This window comes from Terrabacter sp. P2_E3, assembly GCF_056403915.1.
In genome coordinates, this window is sequence record NZ_JBFUEN010000005.1 from 52,989 (window position 1) to 72,528 (window position 19,540).

22 protein-coding genes are annotated in these 19,540 nt (G+C 73.1%); 15 read left to right on the forward strand and 7 right to left on the reverse strand.

From position 1 onward, the window contains the following. Positions 1-12 precede the first annotated feature (12 nt). The 4 genes from AC1DW8_RS07995 to AC1DW8_RS08010 all read left to right on the forward strand — a co-directional run bounded on the left by AC1DW8_RS07995 (position 13) and on the right by AC1DW8_RS08010 (position 2,412). Positions 13-579 (forward strand): TMEM165/GDT1 family protein, encoded by a 567-nt coding sequence (locus AC1DW8_RS07995; RefSeq protein ID WP_056823239.1) that lies wholly within the window; start codon positions 13-15, stop codon positions 577-579. 82 nt (positions 580-661) lie between these two features. After that, positions 662-1,534: a DinB family protein gene (locus AC1DW8_RS08000; protein ID WP_235508543.1), complete on the forward strand. Its 873-nt coding sequence runs from the start codon at positions 662-664 to the stop codon at positions 1,532-1,534. Between the two features lie 143 nt (positions 1,535-1,677). Then, positions 1,678-1,980, forward strand: coding sequence for a Sec-independent protein translocase subunit TatA (locus AC1DW8_RS08005; RefSeq protein WP_478093108.1), 303 nt, complete (start codon positions 1,678-1,680; stop codon positions 1,978-1,980). Positions 1,981-1,989: 9 nt separating this feature from the next. Continuing rightward, on the forward strand, positions 1,990-2,412 hold the full coding sequence (locus AC1DW8_RS08010) for a cupin domain-containing protein (RefSeq protein ID WP_478093110.1): 423 nt from the start codon (positions 1,990-1,992) through the stop codon (positions 2,410-2,412). Between the two features lie 40 nt (positions 2,413-2,452). Here the strand turns inward: AC1DW8_RS08010 and AC1DW8_RS08015 are convergent, their stop codons facing one another. Further along, positions 2,453-3,646 (reverse strand): RimK family alpha-L-glutamate ligase, encoded by a 1,194-nt coding sequence (locus AC1DW8_RS08015; RefSeq protein WP_056779527.1) that lies wholly within the window; start codon positions 3,644-3,646, stop codon positions 2,453-2,455. Positions 3,647-3,670: 24 nt separating this feature from the next. Between AC1DW8_RS08015 and AC1DW8_RS08020 the strand changes: the two genes are divergently transcribed. Further along, the gene (locus AC1DW8_RS08020; RefSeq protein WP_082619985.1) at positions 3,671-4,147 is read left to right on the forward strand and encodes an ATP-dependent zinc protease family protein; all 477 of its coding nucleotides are present in this window, start codon (positions 3,671-3,673) and stop codon (positions 4,145-4,147) included. A gap of 49 nt (positions 4,148-4,196) precedes the next feature. On the opposite strand, the gene AC1DW8_RS08025 is transcribed toward AC1DW8_RS08020, so the two are convergent. Next, the gene (locus tag AC1DW8_RS08025; RefSeq protein ID WP_056823236.1) at positions 4,197-4,397 is read right to left on the reverse strand and encodes a hypothetical protein; all 201 of its coding nucleotides are present in this window, start codon (positions 4,395-4,397) and stop codon (positions 4,197-4,199) included. A gap of 185 nt (positions 4,398-4,582) precedes the next feature. Beyond that, positions 4,583-5,845, reverse strand: coding sequence for an MFS transporter (locus tag AC1DW8_RS08030; RefSeq protein WP_056823233.1), 1,263 nt, complete (start codon positions 5,843-5,845; stop codon positions 4,583-4,585). A gap of 68 nt (positions 5,846-5,913) precedes the next feature. Between AC1DW8_RS08030 and AC1DW8_RS08035 the strand changes: the two genes are divergently transcribed. Beyond that, positions 5,914-6,480, forward strand: a complete 567-nt coding sequence (locus AC1DW8_RS08035; protein ID WP_056779515.1) for a CGNR zinc finger domain-containing protein — start codon at positions 5,914-5,916, stop codon at positions 6,478-6,480. A 41-nt stretch (positions 6,481-6,521) separates the two neighbouring features. On the opposite strand, the gene AC1DW8_RS08040 is transcribed toward AC1DW8_RS08035, so the two are convergent. Beyond that, complete coding sequence (locus AC1DW8_RS08040; RefSeq protein ID WP_056779511.1) at positions 6,522-7,520, reverse strand: NAD-dependent epimerase/dehydratase family protein; 999 nt, start codon at positions 7,518-7,520, stop codon at positions 6,522-6,524. A gap of 88 nt (positions 7,521-7,608) precedes the next feature. Continuing rightward, the gene (locus AC1DW8_RS08045; RefSeq protein ID WP_056823231.1) at positions 7,609-8,046 is read right to left on the reverse strand and encodes a MerR family transcriptional regulator; all 438 of its coding nucleotides are present in this window, start codon (positions 8,044-8,046) and stop codon (positions 7,609-7,611) included. Positions 8,047-8,127: 81 nt separating this feature from the next. Here AC1DW8_RS08045 and AC1DW8_RS08050 point away from each other — a divergent pair, with 81 nt between their 5' ends. The 4 genes from AC1DW8_RS08050 to AC1DW8_RS08065 all read left to right on the forward strand — a co-directional run bounded on the left by AC1DW8_RS08050 (position 8,128) and on the right by AC1DW8_RS08065 (position 12,184). After that, positions 8,128-9,048: an NAD(P)/FAD-dependent oxidoreductase gene (locus AC1DW8_RS08050; protein ID WP_478093114.1), complete on the forward strand. Its 921-nt coding sequence runs from the start codon at positions 8,128-8,130 to the stop codon at positions 9,046-9,048. Between the two features lie 19 nt (positions 9,049-9,067). After that, positions 9,068-9,667 carry an ATP-binding protein gene (locus AC1DW8_RS08055; RefSeq protein ID WP_478093116.1) on the forward strand — a complete coding sequence of 200 codons (600 nt, stop codon included), beginning with the start codon at positions 9,068-9,070 and terminating at the stop codon, positions 9,665-9,667. A 135-nt stretch (positions 9,668-9,802) separates the two neighbouring features. Beyond that, on the forward strand, positions 9,803-11,137 hold the full coding sequence (locus tag AC1DW8_RS08060) for a C1 family peptidase (RefSeq protein ID WP_478093118.1): 1,335 nt from the start codon (positions 9,803-9,805) through the stop codon (positions 11,135-11,137). A gap of 129 nt (positions 11,138-11,266) precedes the next feature. After that, positions 11,267-12,184, forward strand: a complete 918-nt coding sequence (locus AC1DW8_RS08065; RefSeq protein WP_478093120.1) for an amidohydrolase family protein — start codon at positions 11,267-11,269, stop codon at positions 12,182-12,184. 22 nt (positions 12,185-12,206) lie between these two features. Here AC1DW8_RS08065 and AC1DW8_RS08070 read toward each other — a convergent pair whose 3' ends face one another. Beyond that, positions 12,207-13,295, reverse strand: coding sequence for an alpha/beta hydrolase family protein (locus AC1DW8_RS08070; RefSeq protein WP_478093122.1), 1,089 nt, complete (start codon positions 13,293-13,295; stop codon positions 12,207-12,209). A gap of 81 nt (positions 13,296-13,376) precedes the next feature. Beyond that, positions 13,377-14,510: a glycoside hydrolase family 76 protein gene (locus AC1DW8_RS08075; protein WP_478093124.1), complete on the reverse strand. Its 1,134-nt coding sequence runs from the start codon at positions 14,508-14,510 to the stop codon at positions 13,377-13,379. 138 nt (positions 14,511-14,648) lie between these two features. On the opposite strand from AC1DW8_RS08075, the gene AC1DW8_RS08080 reads away from it, so the two are divergent. The 5 genes from AC1DW8_RS08080 to AC1DW8_RS08100 all read left to right on the forward strand — a co-directional run bounded on the left by AC1DW8_RS08080 (position 14,649) and on the right by AC1DW8_RS08100 (position 19,472). Beyond that, positions 14,649-15,044, forward strand: coding sequence for a YciI family protein (locus AC1DW8_RS08080; RefSeq protein WP_056779489.1), 396 nt, complete (start codon positions 14,649-14,651; stop codon positions 15,042-15,044). A gap of 13 nt (positions 15,045-15,057) precedes the next feature. Then, positions 15,058-16,296 (forward strand): RNA polymerase sigma factor, encoded by a 1,239-nt coding sequence (locus tag AC1DW8_RS08085; RefSeq protein WP_478093126.1) that lies wholly within the window; start codon positions 15,058-15,060, stop codon positions 16,294-16,296. Further along, positions 16,293-17,201 carry an alpha/beta fold hydrolase gene (locus tag AC1DW8_RS08090; protein ID WP_056779483.1) on the forward strand — a complete coding sequence of 303 codons (909 nt, stop codon included), beginning with the start codon at positions 16,293-16,295 and terminating at the stop codon, positions 17,199-17,201. The genes AC1DW8_RS08085 and AC1DW8_RS08090 overlap by 4 nt, the downstream gene beginning before the upstream one ends. Positions 17,202-17,330: 129 nt before the next feature. Next, the gene (locus AC1DW8_RS08095; protein WP_056779480.1) at positions 17,331-18,155 is read left to right on the forward strand and encodes an SDR family oxidoreductase; all 825 of its coding nucleotides are present in this window, start codon (positions 17,331-17,333) and stop codon (positions 18,153-18,155) included. Positions 18,156-18,305: 150 nt separating this feature from the next. Next, positions 18,306-19,472, forward strand: coding sequence for an SGNH/GDSL hydrolase family protein (locus AC1DW8_RS08100; protein ID WP_478093128.1), 1,167 nt, complete (start codon positions 18,306-18,308; stop codon positions 19,470-19,472). The last annotated feature ends 68 nt before the right edge of the window (positions 19,473-19,540 follow it).

Consider the following 19,540-nt stretch of genomic DNA (forward strand, 5'->3'; position numbering starts at 1 on the left):
GAGACCGATCCGATGTCCGCGTTCCTGCTGAGTGCAGCAGTCATCTTCGTCGCCGAGCTCGGCGACAAGAGCCAGCTCATGGCGATGACCTTCGCCACCCGCTTCAAGATGCTCCACGTCCTCGCCGGCATCACGATCGCGACGGCCGTCGTCCACCTCGGCTCCGTCGCCATCGGCGCCGCCATCGGCGACAACCTCCCGCGCGACGCCATCTCGATCACCGCCGGGGTCGCCTTCCTCTTCTTCGCCGCCTGGACGCTGCGCGGCGACTCCCTCTCCGACGAGGAGGCCGCCGTCGCTCGGACGACGAGGCGCACGGCGATCATCGCCGTCACCGTCGCCTTCTTCCTCGCCGAGCTCGGCGACAAGACGATGCTCGCCACGATCACCCTGGCGACCCAGCACGGGTGGTTCGGCACCTGGCTGGGCAGCACCGTGGGCATGGTCGCCGCGGACGCCCTCGCCATCGTCGTCGGCGCCACCCTCGGCAAGCGTCTGCCCGAGCGCGTCATCACGTGGGGCGCAGCCGCGGCCTTCGTCGTCTTCGGTGTCCTGCTCATCGTCGAGGGAGTCCACTGACCGGAGGTCTCGGGACGCGGATCGTCCGGGACCGGTTCTAGGCTTCCTCTGGCGCCAGCGACCACGAGCCAAGGAGACCGGGATGAGCGACGTGACCTACGACGACCAGCAGGGCGCCCGCTTCGAGAGAGTGCGGCTGACCGGGGCGACCTTCGAGGACGTCTACCTCGACGGAGCCCGGCTGCACGACGTCGACCTGCGGGGTGCCTCCCTGCGGATGGTGGACCTGCGTGGCCTGCGGGCGCGTGACGTCTGGCTCGAGGACGTCGACATCACCGGCGACGTCGAGAACCTCGTCATCAACGGGGTCGACGTCGCGCCGCTCATCGAGGCCGAGCTCGACCGCCGTGACCCCGACCGGCCCAAGATGCGGCCGACAGACGCTGCCGGCTATCGCGAGGGCTGGGACGTCGTCGAGCGACTCTGGGCCGGCACGGTCGAGCGGGCGCGCACCTTCACGCCCGAGCAGCTGCACGAGCGGGTCGACGGCGAGTGGTCGTTCATCGAGACCCAGCGCCACCTCGTCTTCGCCACCGACGCGTGGGTGTGCCGAGCGCTCCTCGGCGACCCGGAGCCCTGGGACGCCCTCGACCTGCCGCACGACGACATGCCGGACAGTCCGCCCGTGCCGCGCGACCGTGCTGCGCGCCCGACGCTCGACGAGGTCCTCGCCCTGCGGGCCGACCGGATGGCGACGGTGCGTCGCGTCGTCGACGGCCTCACCGACGACGACCTCGCCCGCACGACCGAGCCCGTCACGGCCGCCGGCTATCCCGAGCCGGAGCCGTACGCCGTGACCCGGATCCTGCGCACCATCCTCAACGAGGAGTGGCAGCACCGCCTCTACGCCGAGCGCGACCTCGACACGCTCGCTGCCCGCGAGGACTCCGGAGTCGACGCCGGAGTCGACGCCGCAGTCGACGCCGGAGTCGACGCAGGAGCTGTCGCGCGCTGACGCGCCGACCGGTGCTGACCCCGCGCTCGGCGGGCTCACAGCCGGCTCCCGGCCGTTTCCCACCCGCGGCTCCTACGGTGCCCTATCACCATGCGTGCCCGGGCGCCGGAAGTCGCCGGTGCCGCCGACATCAGGAGGTTCCCGTGGCAGATCTCGGGTGGCCGGAGCTCAGCATCATCGCCCTCGCCGTCGTGCTCCTCTTCGGCTGGAAACGGATGCCCGACATGGCCCGCAGCCTCGGACGGTCAGCACGCATCTTCAAGTCCGAGGTCGACCAGATGCGGTCGGAGCCCGACGCCACCGCCGGCCCCGTCGGGAGCACCACCGCCGGCCCCGCCGACGGGACCCTCTCGGCGGCTGACGACCGCGTGGCGGCTGCCGACGCCGAGGTGGCCCGGCTCCGCGCCGAGCTCGAGACGCGAAGGCACGCGAGCGGCTCGCACTAGTCTGCGACGGTGACGAGCGACCCCTCCACCCCGGGACCCGACGCCGAGCCCGAGAACCCGTCAGCCGCCGAGCGCCCCGCACCGCCAGCAGCGGTGGCGCTCCTCGTGGCCGACGCGGGTGCCGAGCCCCTGGACGAGCAGGTCCCCGCAGGGGTGGAGGTGCTCGCCGGTGTGCCGACCGCGGCCGTCACGTCTCTCGCCGAGGTCGCGGGTGCCGAGGTCGGCATCTGGGAGATGACCCCCGGCACGGTCACCGACGTCGAGGCCGACGAGGTCTTCGTCGTGCTCTCCGGCCGCGCCACCCTCGGGGTGGAGGGCGGTGCGACGCTCGAGCTCGGACCCGGTTCCGTCGTGCGGTTGCCCGAGGGTGCTCGCACGACGTGGACCGTCACCGAGACGCTCCGCAAGGTCTACGTCACGCCCCGGGGCTGACGGCATACGCCATCGGGCCTGACCGCACACGCCCGCTCGGTCAGGCGACGGTGTGGATCGGGTCGCTCGGCAGCTTGCGCACCTTGGCGCGGCGGCGCCGGCGCTCCGGGATCATCGAGCGCATCTCCTCGAGGCGGCCGAAGCACAGCAGCCGGTCCTCGGCCTCGAGCACGACGCGGCGGCGCGGGTTGGGGATGACGCTCGTGCCCCGGTGCAGCGTGAGCACCTGGAGGTCGCGCTCCTCGAGGCCGGAGTCGCCGATCGTCTTGCCGATGATGTCGGCGCCGGCGTGGACGACGAGCTCCGCGACGCCGTAGCCCGTCGACACGGTGAGGCGCTGGCGCACGTCGATCTCGGGGAAGGCGACCTGGCCGGCGATGTGGTCGATGATCGCGCCGGCGACGTCGAGCTTCGTCGCGGCCTCGATGCCCTCGAGGCCGGGGGAGGAGTTGACCTCCATGACGAGCGGCCCGTCGTTGCCCTCGAGCATGTCGACGCCGGCGACGCGCAGGCCCATGATCTGGGCCGAGCGCACGGCAGCCTGCTCGTACTCCGGCGTCAGCTCGACCGCCTCGACGGTGCCACCGCGGTGGACGTTGGAGCGGAACTCGTCGCCGCTGGCCCGTCGCCGCATCGCCGCCACGACGCGGTCGCCGACGACGAGGGCGCGGATGTCGCGGCCCCGGCTCTCGGTGACGAAGCTCTGGATGAGGACGTTCTGCTTCGTGCTGTGCAGCGTCTCGATGATCGCCTCGGCGATCTTGATGTCGGGCGCGAGGATGACGCCGATGCCCTGGGTGCCCTCGAGCAGCTTGATGACGACGGGAGCGCCGCCGACCCGCTCGATGGCCGGCATGACGTCGGCGCGGTTGCGCACGAACGTCGTTGCGGGCATGCCGATCTGGTGGCGCGAGAGGATCTGCGCGGCACGGAGCTTGTCGCGGGCGTTGGAGATGCCGTTGGCCGTGTTGGGCGTGTAGACGTCCATCTGCTCGAACTGCCGCACGACGGCCGTGCCGAAGTACGTGATCGAGTTGCCGATGCGCGGCAGCACCGCGTCGTAGTCGGAGATCGGGCGTCCGCGGAACTGGAGGTCCGGCTCCGGGCCCGACAGGTCGATGGCGAAGCGGAGCGTGTTGAGCACCCGCACCTGGTGCCCGCGGTCGAGCGCTGCGGTGCGCAGGCGCTGCGTCGAGTAGGCACGCGGCGCGCGGGAGAGGATCGCGAGTTTCATGCAGGGTCCTGCCAAGATGGGCGGGTGTCTGGGCCGGCCTATTCAAGCACTCCCGTCGGGTGGAGGGAGTGGGTCGGTATGCCCGGAATCGACCTGCCGTGGCTCAAGGCCAAGATCGACACGGGCGCTCGCACGTCGTCGCTGCACGCCGAGGAGATCGAGGAGTTCGACCGCGACGGGCAGCCCTGGGTGCGCTTCACCGTGCACCCCTGGCAGGACGCCGACGACGACGGCCGCACCATCGAGTGCCCGGTCCACGACCGCCGCAGCGTGCGCAGCTCGTCGGGCCACGTGACGAAGCGCTACGTCGTGCGCCTCGACCTCTCGCTCGCCGGGCGCACGGTGCCGGCCGAGGTGACCCTGAGCAAGCGCGACCGGATGGGTTTCCGGATGCTCGTCGGCCGCGAGGCCCTGCGCCAGGGCTACGTCGTGGACCCGTCGCGCTCGTATGCCGGCGGCAGGCCCCCCAAGGACGTCCGCCGCCGCAACCGCGGTCGCTGAGCCCCGGGGGCTAGCGCCGGCCGGAGGGTGCGGGCTCGGCCGTCGTGACCTACGAGCGCCGCTTCGCCTTGGCCTTCGACCGTGTCCGGTCGAGCAGTCGGCTGCCGCCGCGGAGGCCGCGGCTGATGGTGCTCGGGCCGTTGCGCTTCTCGAGCGCGACTCCGAGCCGGCCGAGGACGAGGCTGGCCACAGGAGCCACGAGCACGGTGATGAGCCACAGCCGGGCGCGGCGGGAGAAGAGAGCCCACATGGGGGAAGGTCCTTTCGACGGGGCGAGTCGTCTGACGTCGCCCTCCCCCCATGCCCGATGGGCCCGCATCCCTGACACGCGGACGCGACCTCCGGCGCTGCGGACCCCGGCCGTGTCGACCAGCCCGGAGGCCGGGTTGCCACTGATGACGTATGCCGCCGCGCCAGGTCCGGGGGCTCGCCGGGTCAGTGACCGGCCGAGAGGTGACCGGCAACCCGCGGTGCCCGTCGCGCGGCGCGGACGACGGCTGTCCCGAGCAGTAGGGCCGCTGCTGCGCCGAAGGGTGCCCCGGGGCCGTATGCCGTCCCGAGCGTCGTGAGGATCGCCGGCGCGACGGACGTGGCGAGACCCCACGTCAGTCCCAGCACGGCGAGGTAGGTGCCGCGGGCGCCGTCGGGAGCGAGGGTGCCGGCGCGGGCCATCGTCGTCGCGATGACGAGCAGCCCGCCGACGTCGAAGGCGACGAGGCCGGCGGCGAGGGTCACCGGGTGGCCGGCGAGGGCGATCGTCGCGAGCCCCGCCGACGCGACCACCTCGCCGACGAGGAGGACCCCCGCGTCGTCGGTCCGGTGACGGAGTGCAGCCGCGAGCCAGGCGCCCGGGACGCTGGCCGCAGCGCCCGCGGCGAGGACCCAGCCGGTGACGGCCGGCGACAGGCCCCGCTGCTCGACGAGGAGCGGCACGCCGAAGACGACGACCATCGTCACCGTCGCCGCGACCGTCCCGAAGGCGACGACGGGGCGCAGGCGGCGGTCCGTCAGGGCAGCGACCCAGCGCGCGCGGGCCGGGGTCGAGCGCGCGTCGGCCGAGACGTCGTGGCGTGGCAGGGTGCCCACCCGACGGCCGTCCTGCTCGAGGGGGCGGTTCGTCGTGGGTGTCGTGGCGCGGGGGATGCGGTGTGCCACGAGGGTTGCGCACGCGAGGCAGGTGGCGGCGTCGACGACGAAGAGCCAGCGCAGGCCGAGACCCGACACGGCTGCTGCGACGACACCGGCGAGGACGCCTGCGACGGCCAGTGAGGCGTTGAGCGCCGAGTAGGCGTAGGCGCGGGAGTGCTCGGGCACGAGGTCGGAGACGAGCGCCTGCGTCGGTGGCTCGACGACCTCGTAGGCGAGCCCGAGGAGGACGGCACCGAGGAGCGCCCAGGCGAGGGTCGGCGCGCCGGCGATGACGAGCTGTGCCGCGGCGCAGGCGACGAGGCCGAGGAGCATCGTCGGCCGGTGGCCCCACGCGTCGGTGAGGTGACCACCGAGGATGCGCGAGGGGATCGTCGCGACCCCGAAGCAGGTGAGCGCGAGGGCCGTCTCGGCAGGTCCCGCACCCAGCTCGCGGACGAGGAGCACGCCGAGGAAGGCCATCGAGTAGCCGCCGAGTCGGTTGACGCAGCGGGCTGCGATGAGCACCCGCAGCCGGGGCGGCAGGGAGGTCGTGCGCGGTGGTCGGTCCACGGCGGCTCCTGACTGTCGAACTAGACTTTGGTGGTCACGAGGCTACGAAGGGAACGGTGACTGGTCAAATGCGTTTCGACAGTCATGTCGAGCGACTGCTCGACGCGACGGTGGCCCTCGTCAACCTTGCGAGCCCCGGAGAGGCGCACGGGGCGGCCTACGACCCCCCGGTGGGGGCGGACCTCGTCCGCGGCGTGGCCGACGCGACCTCCTCGCCCGACCGGCGCTCGCGGCCGACGGCCGTGAATGCGCGGGGGCTGCTCGAGGTCGTGCCTCAAGCGCGTGTCGTCTTCGAGGCCGCGGACCGTGACGACCTCGCGGCGGCGGCCGCCGTCGTCAACGACCTGCTCGCATCGACGGCCGCGCGGCCGCGGCTCGACCCCGACGAGGAAGGCCGGCACCAGCTGCACTTCCACGGCCCCGACGACGGCTACGTCCGGGGCTGGCAGGCCGGGATCGCCTCGGGCCTGGCCGTGGCCATCGGCAGCGACCTCGGCGGACGGCTCGGCGTGTGCGACGCGCCCGTCTGCGACCGCGTCTACGTCGACGGGTCGAAGAACGGCACACGCCGCTACTGCTCTGCCCGGTGCCAGAGTCGCGTCAAGGCCGCCGCTCACCGCGCCCGCACCCGCTGACCCCACGATCCCCCGGACCCACGCGACGGGGGGTGGGGCTCTCAGGTGGCGGCGGCGTCGTGGGCGGCCCAGAGGCGGGCCTCGGCGTCGGCGTCCATCGGGCCACCACCGCGGTTCGTCGGCCGCTCCGGCAGGCCCTCGCGCAGCAGCCAGGCCCACGTGTCGGCGACCGTCTCGGGCATCGGCCGGCAGTGCAGCCCCGCCGCCCGGGCGGCAGAGGTGTCGAGGGCGTGCAGGCCCGCGAGCTCGCCCGTCGGCGGGACCCAGATCGGCAGCTCGGTCCACGGCTGCACCCCGGCCGCCTCGACGGCAGCGGGGTCGAGCCAGACGAGCTCGGCGTCACTCCCCGTCACGGTGCGCACCTCGTCGAGCAGCGCCCCGATCGTCGTGTGACCCGGCTCGCTCACCATGTTGAAGGTGCCGACCGGCCGTGACCCGAGCACCCAGTCCGCGATGTCCCGGCAGTCGACGTACTGCAGCGGCCGCTCGTGGGGTCCCGGCGCGGGCACGCGCCCGCCCGCCGCGATCCGCTTGAGCCAGAACGGCATCCGGCCGACCATCTCGTAGGGCCCGAGGATCAGGCCCGCCCGGGCGATGGCCACGTCACCGCCGAACTCCGCCAGGGCGGCGAGCTCGCCGCCCCGCTTGGCCGCGGCGTAGTCGGAGGCGTCCGTCGAGGCCGGGTCGCCCTCCACGACGGGCGCGCCCTCGTCGGATCCCACGGCGATGGGCCACGTGTAGACCGAGCACGACGAGATGTAGGTGTAGTGCCCTGCGCGACCGCGGAGCAGCCGCGCCGACGTCTGCACGGCGACGGGCTCGGCCGACCACGTGTCGACGACGGCATCCCACTCGTCGTCCCCGAGCGCCGTGCGAAGTGCGCCGGGGTCGAGGCGGTCGGCGTGGCGCGCCTCGGCGCCCTCGACGGCGGTGCCGGTGAGGCCCCGGGTCACCGTCGTGACGTCGTCGCCGCGGGCGAGGGCAGCCTCGACGAACGCGCGGCCGACGTGGTGGGTGCCTCCGAGCACGAGCAGTCTCATGGGCACGATCCTCGCCTGCGCCGGCCGCCGCGCCAAGGCCCCTTCGCTGTCGACGTAAGACCAGCGCGGGTCCGGATGGGACGTGTGCCTACGCCCAGTCGTCGATGCGCGCCGTCGCCGCGCGACCGTCGGTCAGGTCGGCGACGTGCTGCGAGAAGCGCGGGCACGCGACGATGTCGTGCGCCCTGCACCGCAGTGCGTGCTCGGTCATCTCGCGTGACCGCTCGATCGACCGTGCCCGCTCGTCGAGGTCGCGCAGGTGGGCCTCGAGCACCTCGTGCCGTCCGGCCGCCTCGCCGTCGAGCAGCACGCCGATCTGCTCGAGCGTCATGCCGGCCGCCTTGTTGCGGAGGATGACCGCGACACGGACGAGGTCGCCCCGGCCGTAGCGCCGGTAGCCGGACCCGTCGCGATCGGGCGTGAGCAGCCCGAGCGTCTCCCAGTGGCGCAGCACGTTCGTCGGCAGGTCGAAGCGTGCCGCCAGCTCTCCGACGGTCCAGCTCTCGTCGCGCGCCCTTGCCTTCATGTCGACATGAAGGTACACGCTGGATCGCAACAGGCACAGAGCCGCCCAGCACTCGCCGGATCAATCACCCAGGGAGCCACCATGACCGCCAGCACACACACCGACGTCGCCGTCATCGGCGGAGGCCCCGCCGGGCTCCAGGCCGCACTCACCCTCGGTCGCGTCCACCGCGACGCCGTCCTCTTCGACGACGGCACCTATCGCAACGCCACGGTCAGCCACATGCACAACGTCGTCGCCCACGACGGCACTCCGCCGGCGGAATTCCGCGCCGACGCGCGAAAGCAGCTCACGGCATACGACACCGTGAGCGTGCGGGAGCAGCGCGTCGAGTCGGTCGAGGAGGCTGACGGGCTGTTCCGGGTGTACGTGACCGACGGCACGGCCGTGACGGCGCGGGCCCTCGTCCTCGCCACCGGCGTCCGTGACACCCTCCCGCCCGTGCCCGGGCTGGACGCGTTGTGGGGCGACCTCGTCGCGCACTGCCCCTTCTGTCACGGCCACGAGCTCAGCGGTCAGCGCGTCGGCATCCTCGGGGCGACCATCGCCCCGCACCTGTCGGGCCTGCTCGGACGCATCGCGTCCGAGATCGTCGTGCTCACCGACGGAGACGCCGTGCCCGACGGTCTCCCGGTGGGGACCACCGTGCGCACCGAGCGTGTCGTCTCGGCCGAGCGGCACGACGGGGGCGTACGCGTGGTGCTCGCGGGTGCTGACGGCGAGCCGGTGCCCGCCGGGACGACCGAGCAGGTCGCCGGGCTCTTCGTGAAGCCGGAGCTGAGCCAGTCGGCGCCCTTCGCCGAGCAGCTGGGACTCGAGCTCAACCCGTCCGGCGCCGTGCGGGTCGACGAGTTCGCCCGGTCGAGCCGGGAGCGGGTGCTCTGTGCCGGCGACATGGCGCACCTGCCCGCCTACCCGATGCCGATGGCCTCGGTCGTCGCCGCGGCGGCGTCCGGCCAGCTCGCGGCCTCGGCGGCGATCATGGCCTTGACGGCGCGCTGACCTCTGACAGGGTGGGGGCGTGGGAACCACGCACGACTGGAGCAGGGCTGTCGACACCGACCATCTCGACGAGATCCGCACCAACGCAGGTGCGTTCGCTGCCGGCGGCCCGGTGCGGCTCGTCCTCGAGGTGCTCGCCTACCCCGTCGACGAGGCTGTCGAGGGACGCACGACCCGGATCCGTGTCGTGCTCCACGCCGACGGCTCGGTTTCGGTGGCCGACGACGGCCGCGGCACCGAGACCCGCGTCGACGAGGACGGTGTCGCGCGCGTCAAGCCGATCATGGCGACGAAGGACCTGCGCTTCTACGGCCGCGACGACGCACCGCTGCTGCCCGACGGGTCGCCGCGAGCCGGCATCTCGGTCGTCGCCGCCCTCAGCGAGTGGGTCGTCCACACCAACCGGCGTGCCGAGGGCGGCTGGAGCCAGCGCTTCGAGCACGGCCTGCCACAGGGGGTGCTGGAGGCCGTGCCCGGTCAGGCGTCGACGGGGACGGTCGTCCAGTTCCGGCCCGACCCGGCGCTCGTCCCGGGCTCCCTCACCGCCGACGAGGTCCGGGCTGCCGCGCAGGCGTACACCGGCGTGGTGCCGATCGAGGTCGTCGCCGAGAGCGTGTGACCGACCTGCCGCGACGCGTGTGGCGGGGCGCTCACTCGAGTGGGGCCTGCGCTCACTCGAGTGGGGCGGGACCGGGTGGGTGCCGGCGGGGCGGCATACGATGCTGGGATCCCGAGAAGCTCGAAGGAGTGGCCCATGCCGCGCGACCTCGCCCCCGACCTCGTCGAGCGCCTCACGAAGGCGTTCGAGGCCGACCCCACCGCACGAATGCTCCAGAATGCCGTCACGACGACGTCGGTCGACGAGATCGCGCTCGACCGCCGGGTGGTGACGGGCATCGACCACTCGGTCTCGAACCTCCTCGACGACTGGACGGCGACCTCCCAGGAGAAGAGCGGCCGTTGCTGGCTCTTCGCCGGCACCAACCTGCTGCGCGCGAGTGCCCGCGAGAAGCTCAAGGTCAAGGACTTCGAGTTCTCGCAGAACCACCTGCTCTTCTGGGACAAGTTCGAGAAGGCCAACCACTGGCTCGAGTCCGTCATCGCGACGGCCGACCGCGACGTCGACGACCGCACCGTGGCGCACCTGCTCACCACGCCGGCCGAGGACGGCGGGCAGTGGAACATGTTCGTCGCGCTCGTCGTCAAGCACGGCCTCGTGCCCAAGGTCGCGATGCCCGAGACGAAGAGCTCGAGCAACACCGGTCAGATGAACCGCGACCTCAGCACGATCCTGCGCCAGGCCGCGCGCGACCTGCGGGCCGCGGCAGCCGACGGCGCCGGCGCCGAGGACCTCCAGGACGCCAAGGAGCAGGTGCTCGCGACGGTCCACCGGCTGCTCTGCATCCACCTCGGCACGCCGCCGGAGTCGTTCGTGTGGCAGTGGAAGGACACCGACGGCGGCTTCCACCGCGACGGCACGATGACGCCGCTCGAGTTCGCCGAGCGCTACGTCACGGTGCCGCTCGAGGACTACGTGTGCCTCGTCAACGACCCTCGCGCGAGCAGCCCCTACGGGCACACCTTCACGGTCGAGCACCTCGGCAACGTCGTCGGGGCGCCGCCGGTCACCTACCTCAACGTCGAGCCGGACCTCATGAAGTCCCTTGCGGCACAGGCGATCGTCGGCGGCGAGCCGGTCTGGTTCGGCTGCGACACCGGCCAGATGTCCAACGCCACCCTCGGCCTCTGGGACGCCGGCCTCTTCGACCGCGCCGCGATCTACGGCACCGAGCCGAGTCTCGGCAAGGCCGACCGGCTGCTGCACCACGAGTCGCTCATGACGCACGCCATGCTCTTCACCGGCGTCGACCTGCTCGACGACGTCCCGCGTCGCTGGCGCGTCGAGAACAGCTGGGGCACCGAGAAGGGCGACAAGGGCTTCATGACGATGAACGACTCGTGGTTCGCCGAGTTCGTCTTCGAGGTGGCCGTGCGCCGCGACGCGCTGCCCGCCGAGCTGCAGGAGGCGCTGACCCGCGACCCGATCGTGCTCCCCGCCTGGGACCCGATGGGCGCCCTCGCCGGCTGACTCCCTTCCGCTCCGCGTCGAGCGCGCCGCTGCCGGTCAGGCGGCGGCGCGCTCTGCGTCGGCGGGTGGTGCGGGGCACGTGATCGCCCGCCCGGCGAGGGCGACCGGCCTGACCTACGCTGCCAGACGATGACGACCTCTGACGCACCCCGCACGACATCGGGCCCGGCGACGGACGCCGACGTGCCGGCATACGTCCGCTCCCTCGGGTTGCCGGGGCTCGCCGACGTCCACGTGCACTTCCTGCCCGACGCCATGCAACGCAAGGTGTGGGCCTACTTCGACGAGGCCGAGAGCCACTACGGCGCGCCGTGGCCGATCACGTACCGAGACGACGAGCCGACGCGTCTGGCGACGCTTCGCGCTCTCGGCCTCCGGGCGATCCCGGCTCTCGTCTACCCGCACAAGCCCGGCATGACGACGTGGCTCAACGAGTGGTGTGCGGACTTCGCCCGGAGGGTGCCCGACGCCGTGCACTGCGCGACGTTCTACCCGGAGCCGGGCGTGGGTGACCAGGTGGCGGCGGCCCTCGACGACGGGGCCCGCCTCTTCAAGATCCACGTCCAGGTCGGGGACTTCGCCCCGGACGACGACCGGCTCGACCCGGCGTGGGCGCGGCTCGAGGCCGCCCGCGTGCCCGTCGTCGTCCACGCCGGCTCGGCGCCCATCCGCGGCACCCACACCGGCCCGGGAGCGGTGCGTGAGGTGCTGCGCAGGCACCCCGACCTCGTCCTCGTCGTCGCCCACCTCGGCATGCCGGAGTACCACGAGTTCGCCGACCTCGCAGAGGAGTTCGCCGGCGTCCACCTCGACACGACGATGAGCGGCACGGACTTCACGAACCGTTTCGCGCCCTTCCCGGACGGCTACGTCGACCGTCTCGGCGGGCTGCGCGACCGGGTCGTGCTCGGCTCGGACTTCCCGAGCATCCCCTACCCCTACGCCCACCAGGTCGACGCGCTCGCCCGTCTCGACCTCGGCGACGACTGGATGCGTGCCGTGCTCTGGCACAACGGCGCCCGTCTGCTGGGTCTGCCCGCCTCGTAGCCGTGGCAAGTCGCACCGGACGTCAGCCCAGGTGCTCGGCGAGGAAGGCCTCGGTGCGGCGGATCGAGGTGTCCCACTGCGGGGACGTCAGCGTGTGCCGCCCGCCGGGATAGATGCGCAGCTCGACATCCTTGCCCTCGGCCTTCAGCGCCGCGACGGACTCGCGCGACCACGACAGCGGGCAGTCCTCGTCGGCGGTGCCGTGGTGGATGAGGAGCGGCTCGGCGATGCGGCCGAAATAGGTGCGCGGGCTGGTCGCCGCCCAGGCCGCCGGCTGTGCCTCGGGAGTGCCCAGGCGGCCGATCACGGCGCGGGCCGCGCCCGAGCGGGAGGCGTCGCGCCGCACCCACTTGTCGAAGTTGTCGACGGTGTCGGAGCTGACCGGCGCGTAGGCCACGGCAGCGCGGAAGAGCCCCGGGCGTACGACCAGGGCGGTGTAGACGACCCCGCCGCCCATGGACCGGCCGATGAGCGCGATGCGGTCGGGGTCGACGACCTGCGCCTTCTTGAGCGCCAGCCCGGCGTTGATGGCATCGACCGCGTAGCCCGCCCGGAGGTTGGCGTCGTTGCGCGGGTCCTTGTCGGACTGCGCGTGGTTGCGGTAGTCGATGTGCAGCGTGACGTAGCCCTGCCGCGCGAGGTGGTCGCGCTCGCGGAGCATGGTCTCGCCGTTCGTGTAGACCGCGGGGTCGACGTAGCCGTGCGCGAGGACGACAGCCGGGAACGGGCCCGTGCCGCGCGGGATGTTGATGCGCCCCGAGATCGTCAGCCCGTTGCTCTCATAGGTCGCGAAGTACTGCCGGTACGCGTCGGTGCTGCCGCGCTCGCGCCCGAGCCTGAGGTTGCCGCCGTCGTACTGCATCGCGATGAGCGCCGCGATCGACGCCGGATCGGGCGCGGGCTTCGGCGTGCTGGTCGGACCGGGTGTGGGGGTCTGCTCCGGTGCCGTCGTGGAGGGCGCCGGGGACGGAGCGCTCGACGCGCTGGCGTATGCCGTCGGGCCGGCCCCCGTCGTGCCGCCCCCTCGGTCATCGGTGGGCCCCACGGTCGAGCAGGCGCCGAGCAGCACCGCGGCGGTGAGGCCGGCGGCGAGGGCTCGTGGGGTGCGCACGTCTCGAGTCTCACCCGTGGGAGGCAGGATCCCCAGCGCGCTCCCAGCCTTCGTGCCCGATCCGAGACCTTCTCGACGGGGTCAGCGGAGCGCGGCGGCGGCCTCGAGGACGGTCCAGGCCTGCAGCTGCGGCGACAGCTCGAGCGGTGGCACCGGTGCGGGCCCGCCCGGCTCGACGGCGAAGACCGGCGGGTCACGCCGACCCGCGACCCGGAGGCTGCCGCGACCCGTCCAGAGCGCGTCGGCCGTGCCCGTGACGAGCCGCCGTGCGGCCTCCCGCGCCTCCGGGTCGAGGGTCGGGACGTTCGCGGCGAGCGCGAGGTAGCGCACGAGGATCCCGGTGAAGAGGCCGCCGTCGCCGCCGCCGTGCGTCCGTAGCACCGGGGCGCCACCGACCTCGGTCGTCAGCCGCGCGTCCACCGCGGCGACGAGCGCGGCCGCCCGCGCGAGGCTCTGGTCGTCCCCGAGCGTCACGAGCGCGCCGAGCACCGTGCCCTGGTTGTACGACCACACGTCGGGGACGAGCACCTCCTCACCACCCAGGAGCCGGATGCCGTCGAGCACGAGTCCGCTCTCCACCGACCACAGGCGCGCGTAGAGCCAGTCGACGAGCCGACGGGCCTCGTCCGTGTCGCCGAGACGGGCGAGGTGCAGCGCGGCCGGGCCCGTCGCGGGACTGTTCTTGAAGTCGCGGTCCCGGCTCCAGAAGAGGCCGCCCCCGAGGTCGTCCGTGTGCGCCGACCGCAGCTGCGCCGTGAGGTGGCTGCCGGCCGCGCGGAGGCGTCGGCCACGCGCGGTGCGCCCGATCTCGTCGTGCAGGTCCTGCAGCCGACCGGAGGCCAGCGCGAGCCAGGCCATGTCGTCGTAGAAGTCGTTGACCCAGCGCACCCGGTTGCGCAGCCGGATCGTCGAGAGCAGCCGGTCACCCTGCCGGGCACGGGCCTCCGCGCCTGCCGGGTCACCGGTGCGCAGGGACCGGAGGCCGGCGTCGACGACCGCGTCGAGGTAGTGCGCCTGCCACCAGTAGTGCCACGCCCCGCGGAGGCCGCCGAACGTCCGTGACCCGGGCGGCGCGGGGTGCACGATGCGCGCGAGGTGCGTCAACGGCATACGCCCGAGCCGCCCGGCGAAGAGCGCCGTGACGGACCGCTCGGCCTCGGCGGCGCGCTCGTCGAGGGGCGTCGGGGGAGCGGTCGAGGGGGCGGCGGCGGACACGCTGCGACGCTACCGCGACCCCCGGCGCACCGGTCTGTGGAAGGGTCGGTGGCGGTGTCGAGATCGCGGCCACGGCTCCGACGTCCCTGACGAGACGTGAACCGGCCGCCACGACGGCGCCAGGACGAAGGAGTCGACGTGAAGTACCTGCTCATGATCTGGAGCAACCCGCAGACGTGGGGGCACCCGATCTTCCTGCGCACGCCCGAGGCCGCGGCCATGACCGACGACGAGCGCGCCGGGATGCTGCGCGACTTCGAGGAGCTCATGGGCGAGATCAGCGAGTCGGGTGAGCTCGTGACCGCGCAGGCGCTCGCGGACCCGCTGACGGCTCGGAGCGTGCGGGTGCGCGACGGCGAGAGCCTCGTCACCGACGGTCCCTTCGTAGAGTCGAAGGAGCAGATGGCCGGCTACTTCGTCGTCGACTGTGCGACTCCCGAGCGGGCCGAGGAGATCGCGGGACGCTTCCCCGACGCCCGGTTCGCTGTCGTCGAGGTGCGCCCGCTCATGGGTGGATCGGCCGAGGACCTCTGAGAAGGCTTGTGACGTGGGCGGATCCGTGGTGACCGACGACCTGTGGCGAAGCGTGACGCCGCAGGTCATCGGGGCGCTCGTGCGTCGCTACCGGGACTTCGACCGTGCCGAGGAGGCCGCCCAGGAGGCGCTGCTCGCCGCGGCAGCGCAGTGGCCCGAGGAGGGCGTGCCGGACGACCCCAAGGCGTGGCTCATCCGGGTCGGCTCGCGTCGCCTCATCGACGGCCTGCGCAGCGACGAGGCGCGGATCCGACGCGAGCTCGCCGATGCGACCAACGTGCCGGTCGGCGACCTCGTCGTTCCGCCTGCGTATGCCGCCGGGCCGGCCGACCACGACGACACCCTGACGCTGCTCCTCCTCTGCTGCCACCCCGCGCTGGCTCCAGAGTCACGGATCGCCCTGACCCTCAGGGCGGTCGGCGGTCTGACGACGGCGCAGATCGCCCATGCGTTCCTCGTGCCCGAGGCGACGATGGCGCAGCGGATCAGCCGCGCCAAGCAGCGGATCCGCGAGTCGGGGGCCGAGTTCCGGATGCCGCCGCCCGACGACGTGCCCGAGCGGCTGCGGGAGGTGCTCCACGTCCTCTACCTCGTCTTCACCGAGGGTCACACGGCGAGCAGTGGCGACTCGCTGCACCGGGTCGACCTGACGGCAGAGGCGATCCGCCTGACGCGCCAGGCGCACGCCCTCCTGCCCGATGACGGCGAGGTCGCCGGGCTGCTCGCCCTCATGCTGCTCACCGAGGCGCGACGGCCGGCCCGGACGAGCGAGGCCGGTGAGCTCGTGCCGCTCGCCGAGCAGGACCGCTCTCGGTGGGACACGGCATACGTCCGGGAGGGCGTCGCCCTCGTGACCGACGCCCTGACGCGGACCCGGCTCGGGCCCTACCAGGTGCAGGCGGCGATCGCGGCCGTGCACGACGAGGCGCCGACGGCGGCGCAGACGGACTGGGAGCAGGTGCTGGCCCTCTACGGGCTGCTCGAGCAGCTCGCGCCCGGGCCGGTCGTGACGCTCAACCGCGCCGTCGCGCTCGCCATGGTCGAGGGACCTGTCGCCGGGCTCGCCGTGCTGGACGACCTCGAGCAGGACAAGCGGCTCGCCCGGCACCACCGGCTGCACGCGGTGCGCGCCCACCTCCTCGAGATGTCGGGAGACGCCGCCGGGGCTCGCGACAGCTACCTGCTCGCGTCCCGGCTCACGACGAGCATCCCCGAGCAGGACCACCTCCGACGAAAGGCCGAAGCCCTGTGAGCGACACCCCAGCCGCCCCGAGCGCCGTCACCGAGAGCGACGTCGACCTCGGCGACGGGCACGTGCTGCACGTCTACGACACCGGCGACCTCGGGGCCGGCGGAGCCACCGACGTCGAGCCGCTCGTCGTCGTGTGGCACCACGGGACGCCCAACATCGGCGCACCGCCACGGCCCCTCTTCGAGGCCGCGGCCCGGCTCGGCATCCGCTGGGTGTCCTACGACCGGCCCGGCTACGGCGGGTCGACGCCTCGGCCGGGTCGGGACGTCGCCTCGGCCGCCCGGGACGTGGCTGCCGTCGCCGACCACCTCGGCGTGGGGTCCTTCGCGGTCATGGGGCACTCGGGCGGCGGCACGCACGCCCTCGCGTCGGGCGCGCTGCTCGGCGACCGGGTGCGATCCGTCGTCAGCGTCTCCGCGGTCGCCCCGTTCAGCGCCTCGGGGCTGGCGTTCTTCGCCGGCATGGCGCCCGGCGGTGAGGCCTCCCTCCGCGCTGCGGCAGTTGGTCGCGAGTCCAAGGAGGCGCACGAGGCCGCCGCCGCACAGGGGCCGGAGGGTGAGATCGACTTCGGGTTCGTGCCGGCCGACGAGGCGGCGTTAGCCGGACCGTGGGGCTGGTTCGGCTCCGTCGTCGGGCCCGCCCTCGCTGCGGGACCTGCGGCGCTCATCGACGACGACCTGGCCTACGTCTCCGACTGGGGCTTCGAGCCCGGCGCCGTGTCGGCCCCCACGCTCGTCGTGCACGGCGGGGCCGACCGGATCGTCCCGGCCTCGCACGGCCAGTGGCTCGCCGGCGCCGTGCCCGACGCCGACCTCTGGCTCCAGCCCGGCGACGGCCACATCTCGGTGCTCCGCACCGCCGAGGACGCGCTCACCTGGCTGGCCCGGACCGCCCGACGATCCTGAGGGCCGGCCCCCGGCTGGTTCGAGGTGATCGCGGGGTCCACGCGGGGCGTCGGCATCACCTCGAACCGGGGTCTGGCAGCGACGGCGCGGCTTGCGTTGGAGCGCACTCGAAGTCATAGCGTCGAACGCATGACGAAAACGTGGTTCATCACCGGAACGTCCCGTGGGTTCGGTCGCGAGTGGGCGATCGCCGCACTCGAGCGAGGCGACAACGTCGCCGCGACCGCCCGCGACACCTCCACCCTCGACGACCTCGTCCAGACCTACGGCGAGCGGCTGCTGCCGATCGCCCTCGACGTCACCGACCGCGACGCGGACTTCGCCGCCGTGCAGCAGGCGCACGGTCGCTTCGGCCGGCTCGACGTCGTCATCAACAACGCCGGCTACGGCCACTTCGGCTTCGTCGAGGAGCTGAGCGAGGCCGACGTGCGCGACCAGCTCGAGACGAACTTCTTCGGTGCGCTCTGGGTGACACAGGCGGCGCTGCCGATCATGCGCGAGCAGGGATCGGGCCACATCATCCAGGTCAGCTCGATCGGCGGCATCTCCGCGTTCCCGATCGTCGGCGCCTACCACGCGTCGAAGTGGGCGCTCGAGGGTCTGAGCCAGTCGCTCGCCCAGGAGGTCGCGCCCTTCGGCATCACGGTCACGCTCATCGAGCCCGGCGGCTTCTCGACCGACTGGGCCGGCCCGTCGGCCAAGCACTCCGAGCCGTCGTCCACCTACGACGAGATCCGCGAACGCACCCACCGCGAGCGCGCAGCCCGCAACACCTCCGGCCCCGGCGACCCCAAGGCCTCCGCGGCGGCCGTGCTCGAGGTCGTCGACGCCGACGAGCCGCCGCTGCGCGTCTTCTTCGGCGCGGCCCCGCTCTCGATCGCCAAGGCGGACTACGCCTCGCGGATCGAGACCTGGGAGAAGTGGGACGACGTGTCCCAGCTCGCGCAGGGCTGACCCCCGCCACGACCCGAGGAGGTATGCCGTCACGCACGTCCGTGACGTCATACCTCCTCCGCGTGGGGTGGCGGCCACGGCGCCCGCGTGACCTCCGTCGTGTCGGTGTCGTTCTCCTCGGAGACCGACACCGGACGAAGGAGTCCCGCCGTGCCCCGTTCCGCACCCACCGGCCGCCCTGCCCGCCCCGCCGCAGCCCTCGTCGCGGCGCTCGCCACGGCCGCAGCACTCACGGCCGGCGCGGCCACCGCTCCGTCAGCCGCGGCCTCCCCGTCCGCCGTCGCTCCGACCGCCGTTGCTCCGTCCGCCGTTGCTCCGTCCACCACGACGACCGCGCCGCACGTCGTCCAGCTCGGCGACTCCTACTCGGCCGGCAACGGCACGGGCAGCTACGAGGAGCGCAGCTGCTACCGCTCGCCCGACAACTACGGCTCGCAGGTCGCGGCCTCGATCGGCGCGAGCTACAGCGACGTGGCGTGCAGCGGTGGGGTCGTCGCCGACATCCTCGAGCCGCGCGAGCTCGGCGACCCGTCCACGAAGAGTGCGACGTACTCGATCGACCCGGCGCGCCACCCCGACCAGAAGACCGAGTGGCTGCGCCGGGCGCAGAACGAGCGACTCTGCGGCGTCCCGACCCAGCCCGACTTCTCCTACACCTACACCTTCGTCGCCGGAGTCGGCGTGGGCGGCCTCTACACCGGCACCGTCTCGTGCCAGCTCGTCGCCCGGCCGCAGATCGACGCGGTCACGCCCGACACCGACTACGTCGTCGTCACCATCGGCGGCAACGACATCGGCTTCTCGACCATCGTCGTCAACTGCCTGACCGTCCGCGACCCGTCGAGCTGCAAGCAGGCGCTGGACGCGGCGACGGCCAAGGCGCCCGAGATGGTCGACCGCACCAAGGCGGCCCTGCGTGCCGTCGTCGCCCGGTCCGGTGGGCACGCGCAGGTCTACCTGCTCAGCTACCCGTTCCTCGTCAACACCGAGAGCTACGGCATCCCCGAGGTCGCGCCGGTCTACGACGCCGGCACGGCGCTCAACGACCTCCAGCGCCTCGGCGACGACCTCCAGGCGCGCGTCATCGCCGAGCTCGACGCGGAGGACGCCACGACGCAGTACCACTTCGTCGACACCGTCAAGGCGGCCTGGGGCGGCCGCGTCCACGGTCTCGACCCGCACGTCGTCGCCGACAACTCGAAGGCGTGGCTCGTGCCCGTCGGCACGCCGGGCCGTGACGTCGCCGAGTTCGTCCACCCGACCCAGCCCGGCTGGGACGCGACCGCCGGAGCCCTCCGGGTCGCTGTCACCGGCTGAGCTCCACGGGGTCAGAGAGACAGGCCCCGCTGGGACGAGGTATGCCGTCGTGTCCGGTCGCGACGGCA